The organism is Kineococcus indalonis (assembly GCF_009906395.1).
In the GTDB taxonomy this organism is placed as follows: domain Bacteria; phylum Actinomycetota; class Actinomycetes; order Actinomycetales; family Kineococcaceae; genus Kineococcus; species Kineococcus indalonis.
Map to the genome: position 1 here is coordinate 1 of NZ_JAAALM010000268.1, position 5,492 is coordinate 5,492.

The following is a 5,492-nucleotide window of genomic DNA, read 5'->3' on the forward strand; positions in this document are numbered from 1 at the left end:
AGGGCCCGTGCCCCCTGGTGGGGGGTGCGGGCCCTTTCCACGTATCCGGGGGGTGTTGTCCTGCAGTGCTTCGGGGGGCGCTGCGCGCGGGGGCGGGCAGCGACGTCCAACAGCACAACCCGCCGCCGACACCCGACCACCGCCCCAGTACGGCGGTGCTCCGCCCTACCGTGTCGTTGCCTCCCTCAACGATCGGAGAGCCTGTGAGTGCCACCGCCGAGATGTCGTCGCTGGAGCGTCGATCCGTCCCCTCACCCCTGGACACCGCGCAGGCGCTGCGCGAAGTGCTGGCCTGGCACGCCGCCGCGGACGATGACGCGCGCCGTCTCGTGCCCGCCAGCGTTGCTGCCCTGCAGGACGCCGGGTTCTTGCGCCTCGGCGCACCTGTCGAGTTCGGTGGCGTCGGCGCAGACCTGCGCACGATCGCGCAGGTCGGTGCGGAACTCACCCGCGGCTGCGGGGCGTGCGGGTGGGGCGCCTCGACGCGCCGCGTCCGGCGACCGGACCGCCGCGGGTCCTGGTCAGCCTGGTCCCGGCCGCCGAGCTGACCGTCCGCAGCACCTGGTTCACCGCCGGCATGCGCGGCACGGGCAGCGACACCGTCCGCGCCGACGAGCTCGTCGTCCCGGCGCACCGGGCGCCCCTGCGGGCGCTGCTCACGGTTCTGCCCGTGCCCGCCGCCGGGGTGCCCGCCCCGCACCCGCGGCGCACCGCCACCGTCACGGCGCTGGCGCCCACGATCGCCGGTCCGGTCGTCGACATGGCCCGTTCGGCGCTGGACGCCGCGCGGGAGGTCGCGCTGCACGAGCCGATGTCGATGTCGCCGCACCCCCGCCTGGCCGACGCCCCCAGCGTCCAGCTGGCCGTCGCCGACGCCGCGCGACTCGTCGAGAGCGCGGAGCTGCACCTGATGCGGGCGGCCGGGGACCTCGACGCCGGGCCCCGCACCGGCGCGCTGAGCCCCGCCGCCCGCGCGCGCGTCCGCGTGGACATCGGCACGGTGGCCACCTGCGCCCAGCAGGCGGTCGAGCTGCTGGTGGACGTCTGCGGCGCCGACGGCGTGGTCGACGGCACTGCCCTGCGGCGGATCTGGCGGGACGTCGCCACCGCCACCCGGCACGCGCTGCTCAACCCGGCGTACGCGCACGAGGTGCACGGGCGTTCGCTGCTGGGCCTGCCCGAGCTGCCCGGCGTCCCGGGGTGAGCACCGGTGCGGGCGTGGGCAGCCCCGTGGCCGCTGGGCCGCCGCGGGTCAGGGGCGCAGCACGGTGATGCCGGCGGTGCCCGGGCCTCCCAGCTCCGCCAGCGCGCGGGGGCCCGCCTCCAGGGGCAGCTCGCGCCCCACGAGCCGCTGCAGCGGGAACGCGCCGGAACCGACCAGGGACAGCAGCCGCGGGTAGTCGTGCGCGGCCATCCCGTGGCTGCCGAGCACCTGCAGCTCGAAGGCGATGACGCGGTCCATCGGCACCGCGGGCCGTCCCGTCGCGACCGGCAGCAGGCCGACCTGCACGTGGCGGCCGCGGCGGCGCAGGCAGCGCACCGACGCCTCGCAGGTCGCGACGGAGCCGACCGCGTCGATGGAGACGTGCGCTCCGCCGCCGGTGAGGTCGGTGACGGCGGCCACGACGTCCCCGGCGGCCGGGTCGAGGACGTGTTCCGCGCCGAAGGCGCGCGCCAGGTCGCGGGCGGCGGTGGACAGGTCGGTGGCGACGACCCGGGCGCCCGCGGCCGCCGCGACCGCCACGGCGGACAGCCCCACGCCGCCGCAGCCGTGCACCGCCACGAACTCCCCGGGGCGCACCGCCCCGACGTCGGCCACGGCGCGGAACGCGGTCGCCACCCGGCAGCCCAGCGCCGCCGCGGCCGTGGGGGTCAGCCCGTCGTCCAGGCGGACGAGGTTGGCGTCGGCGTGGTCGAGGGCGACGAGGTCGGCGAAGGAGCCCCAGCCGGTGAAGCCGGGCTGCGTCTGCGCCCGGCACACCTGCTGCTGGCCGGCCGCGCACTCCGGGCACGTGCCGCACGCCGTGACGAACGGCGTGGTGACCCTGTCCCCGGTGCGCCAGCGGTGCACGTCCGCGCCGACGGCCACGACGGTGCCCGCCAGCTCGTGGCCGGGCACGTGGGGGAGCGTGACGTCCTCGTCGTGGCCCTGCCAGGCGTGCCAGTCGCTGCGGCACACCCCGGTGGCCTCCACCGCGACGACCACCCCGTGCGGGGCGGGCGAGGGGTCGGGGACCTGGGCCAGGCGCGGCAGGGCGCCGAACGCCTCGACGAGGACGGCGCGCACGTCAGGCCCGCGGCTGGTCGAGGTGGTCGACCAGCGCGGAGGCGTCACCGGTGTAGTCGGCGGGCGTCAGCAGCGACAGGCGCGCCGCCTCGCCCTCGGGCAGGCCGAGGCCGGCGACGAACTCGCGCAGCTTGGCCTGGTCGACCTTGCGGCCGCGGGTGAGTTCCTTGAGCCGCTCGTAGGGCTCGGGCAGGCCGTGCACGCGCATCACGGACTGCACCGCCTCGCCGAGCACCTCCCACGTGGCGTCCAGGTCGGCGGCCAGCGCCTCGGGCACCGCGTCCAGACCGGCCAGGCCCTTGCGGGCGTTCTCGATGGCCAGCAGCGAGTGCCCGAACGCCACGCCGATGTTGCGCTGCGTGGAGGAGTCGGTGAGGTCGCGCTGCAGGCGGGAGGTCGTCAGCGTCTCCTCCAGGACGCGGAACAGCCCGCCGGAGACCTCCAGGTTGGCCTCGGCGTTCTCGAAGCGGATGGGGTTCACCTTGTGCGGCATCGTGGAGGAGCCGACGGTGCCTTGGCCGCGCACCTGCGCGAAGTAGCCGTAGGAGATGTACGTCCACACGTCGGTGCAGAGGTTGTGCAGCACGCGCCCGAAGCGGGCCACGTCGGCGTACAGCTCCGCCTGCCAGTCGTGGGACTCGATCTGCGTGGTCAGCGGGTTCCAGGTCAGGCCCAGGGACTCCACGAACTCCTTGGACACCGCGGGCCAGTCGGTGCCGGGCACGGCGGTGCGGTGCGCGGCGTAGGTGCCGGTGGCGCCGTTGAACTTGCCGAGGAACTCCGCGCGGGCGACGCGCGCCAGCTGGCGGCGCAGCCGGTGCGCCAGGACCGCCAGCTCCTTGCCCAGCGTGGTGGGCGTGGCGGGCTGGCCGTGGGTGCGGCTGAGCATCGGCAGGTCGCGCAGCTCGTGGGCCGTGCGGGCGACGTCGTCGGTGAGGGCGGTGGCCGCCGGCAGCCACACCTGCTGCACGGCGTCGCGCACCATGAGCGCGTAGGAGAGGTTGTTGATGTCCTCGCTGGTGCAGAACAGGTGCACCAGCTCGGCCACGTCGGCCAGGGAGGTGCCCTCCAGGCGCTGCTTGATCCAGTACTCCACGGCCTTGACGTCGTGGACGGTGACGCGCTCGATCTCGGCGAGCTCGGCCACGGCGGCGGCGTCGAAGCGCAGCGGCAGCGCGCGCAGCAGCGCGACCTCCTCGCCGGTGAGGCGGCGCACGCCCGGCACGACGTCGCGGGTGCCCAGGTGGATCAGCCACTCGACCTCGACGTGGATCCGGCGACGGTTCAGCGCCGCCTCCGACAGGTGCTCGGCCAGGGGGGCCACGGAGCGGCGGTAGCGGCCGTCCAGGGGGCCCAGGGCCGGTTCTCCGAGGCTGGCGGGTGCGAGGTCCACGGGAGCTGCGGTCACGGGCCCCATGGTCCCACGGCCGTGGGGCGACCCCGCGCCCGTGCGGGCCCTCCCGGGCTCAGGCCTTCTTCACGGACGACTCCTTGTGGGCCGCCTCCTTGCCGGACTTGTCGCTCTCCACGACGACCTGCGGGTCGTCCTTCGAGGCGCGGCGCTGCTTGCCGTCCAGCTCGAAGTCGTCCGTCTCCTTCGAGACCACCTTCCCGGTGGTCTCGCCCTGGGAGGTGTTCCAGCTGACGTGGTCGCCCTTCTTCACCATGGCCCCAGCCTGGGCGGTGCGCCGCGGGTCCGCACGCCGGCGGAGGAGCGGGCGGCTCAGGGCAGGGGCGTGCGGCGCAGCACCGCCTGCCCGGCGCGGGCGGGGTCCAGGGGCACCGGCGAGCGCAGCACCGCGGGCCCGCGCGCCAGGCGCCCGTCGCTCAGCGGGGTGCAGCGCAGCCCGCCGCGCCCGCGCAGCGCCCGGTGGGCGCCCGGGGCGACGACGCGGTCCATCCACGCGCACGGGTTGGCCGGGCGCCCGCCGCGGAAGCGCACCGTCCCGGCGGCGGTGACCAGCTCGAACTCGTGCCCGCGCAGCGGGTCCAGCTCGGCGCCGCGCACGACGAGGTTGCGCCGGGCCAGCAGGGGGTCGGGCACCGCGGGCAGCGCGAGGTCGGCGGCGACGGCCTCCCAGGCCTCCACGGCCAGGAACGTCACGGCGGCGTCCATGTGCGCGGCCTTGCCGAAGAAGCGGTCGCCGCGGATGCCCTTGCCGGCGACGACCTCCACCTCGTCCAGGTCGTGGGTGGGCACGTCCGCGGCGCCGTCTCGGGGGCGGCCGAAGTAGGCGTGCTCGGGGGAGACGAGCAGGTGCAGGAGCTGCACGGGGTGCTCGAGCAGCTCCTGGGCGGGCACCCCCCGCGCGGCGGGGCCGGCGCCGCTCACAGCGCCAGCGCCCGCTGCGCGGCCCGCACCGCCTGCGCGCCGTACCCGCCGCCGAAGAGCGCGGCGTGCACGAGCAGCGGGTGCAGCTGGTGCAGCGGGACCCGCTCGCGCCAGCCGTCGGCGGTGCCGGCGGCCTCGGCGTGGGCGGCGAGCACCCGCTCCAGGTGCGGCAGCCCGAACAGCGCCAGCATCGCCAGGTCCGTCTCGGGGTGCCCGCCGTGCGCGGCGCAGTCGATGAGCACCGCCCCGTGCGGGGACCACAGGACGTTGCCGGACCACAGGTCCCCGTGCACGCGCGCCGGGCGCTCGGCGCCGGCGACGAGCGCCTCGTCGCCGTCGGCCAGGCGCGCGCAGACGCGCTCGACGAGCGCGGCGCCGGCGGCGTCCACGGCGCCGCGCTCGCGGGCGGCGCGCAGGTACGGCTGCAGGCGCCGCCGGGCGTAGAAGGCGCCCCAGGGTCCGGGGTCGGTGCTCATCGGCAGCGGCAGGGAGGCGATCCACGCGTCGCCGGCCACGCCGGGGGGCGGGGCGCCGAAGCGGTCGGCGCCCGCGGCGTGGGTGGCGGCCAGGGCGCGCCCGAAGGCCTCGGCGGCGGCGGCGGTGGCGGGCACCTCGGGCACGAGGTCGAGCACCATCTCCTCCCCGTGCAGCCGGCGCACCCGGCACACGGCCGCCCCGCCGGCCTCGGCCAGCCACGCCAGGCCGGCGGCCTCGGCGGCCAGCGCCGCCGGCGCGCCCCGCTTCACGAACTCCCGCCCCTGCACCACGCCCCCATGCTCGCCGGGCGCTGCACAGCGGGCACGCCGGGGTCGCCCTCCACAGGGTCGCGACGCGGGCGCCGGCCGCGGCGGGGCGCCCGCCTAGCGTCCCGGG

At 77.2% G+C, this 5,492-nt stretch carries 7 protein-coding genes; 2 read left to right on the top strand and 5 right to left on the bottom strand.

From position 1 onward, the window contains the following. Positions 1-203 precede the first annotated feature (203 nt). Complete coding sequence (locus GTR00_RS13380) at positions 204-548, top strand: acyl-CoA dehydrogenase family protein (protein WP_166612107.1); 345 nt, start codon at positions 204-206, stop codon at positions 546-548. A gap of 29 nt (positions 549-577) precedes the next feature. Next, on the top strand, positions 578-1,204 hold the full coding sequence (locus GTR00_RS13385) for an acyl-CoA dehydrogenase family protein (protein WP_166612108.1): 627 nt from the start codon (positions 578-580) through the stop codon (positions 1,202-1,204). A 48-nt stretch (positions 1,205-1,252) separates the two neighbouring features. Here the strand turns inward: GTR00_RS13385 and GTR00_RS13390 are convergent, their stop codons facing one another. Genes GTR00_RS13390 through GTR00_RS13410 form a run of 5 tightly spaced genes read right to left on the bottom strand, consistent with a single transcriptional unit; the run spans position 1,253 to position 5,386 of the window. Further along, entirely contained in the window at positions 1,253-2,287 is a 1,035-nt protein-coding gene (locus GTR00_RS13390) for a zinc-binding dehydrogenase (RefSeq protein ID WP_166612109.1), read from the bottom strand. Position 2,288: 1 nt separating this feature from the next. Further along, the gene (purB, locus tag GTR00_RS13395) at positions 2,289-3,704 is read right to left on the bottom strand and encodes an adenylosuccinate lyase (protein WP_166612110.1); all 1,416 of its coding nucleotides are present in this window, start codon (positions 3,702-3,704) and stop codon (positions 2,289-2,291) included. 49 nt (positions 3,705-3,753) lie between these two features. After that, positions 3,754-3,954 (bottom strand): hypervirulence associated TUDOR domain-containing protein, encoded by a 201-nt coding sequence (locus GTR00_RS13400; RefSeq protein ID WP_166612111.1) that lies wholly within the window; start codon positions 3,952-3,954, stop codon positions 3,754-3,756. A gap of 56 nt (positions 3,955-4,010) precedes the next feature. Beyond that, positions 4,011-4,619, bottom strand: coding sequence for a molybdenum cofactor biosysynthesis protein (locus GTR00_RS13405; protein ID WP_323132458.1), 609 nt, complete (start codon positions 4,617-4,619; stop codon positions 4,011-4,013). Next, positions 4,616-5,386 (bottom strand): fructosamine kinase family protein, encoded by a 771-nt coding sequence (locus tag GTR00_RS13410; RefSeq protein ID WP_323132459.1) that lies wholly within the window; start codon positions 5,384-5,386, stop codon positions 4,616-4,618. The genes GTR00_RS13405 and GTR00_RS13410 overlap by 4 nt, the downstream gene beginning before the upstream one ends. Positions 5,387-5,492 lie beyond the last annotated feature (106 nt).